1 pseudogene is annotated in these 217 nt (G+C 66.4%); it reads right to left on the bottom strand.

Annotated features, from left to right (window positions below):
- Positions 1-217: pseudogene (locus tag ACLQ3C_RS21750) on the bottom strand (HNH endonuclease); the annotation flags it as partial.

The following is a 217-nucleotide window of genomic DNA, read 5'->3' as shown; positions in this document are numbered from 1 at the left end:
GGGAGGCGATGTGGGTGAGTCCGCGGACGACGGCGTCGGCGTGGTCGAGGGACACCGACCCGTAGGCGCTGTGCTTACGGAGTCCGTCGATGTTGTCGGCGGTGCCGACGTGGACGAGTCGGGTGGCAACGGCGGGAGCAAATCCCATGGTGATCAACAGTTCTCGCACCGATCGGCCTTGGGGTGCGGTCATCTTGAGGCGGTCGAACTCGCCGGT

The organism is Gordonia sp. DT30, assembly GCF_049844915.1.
Classification (GTDB): domain Bacteria; phylum Actinomycetota; class Actinomycetes; order Mycobacteriales; family Mycobacteriaceae; genus Gordonia.
This window is presented reverse-complemented; position numbering and strand designations above follow the sequence as displayed.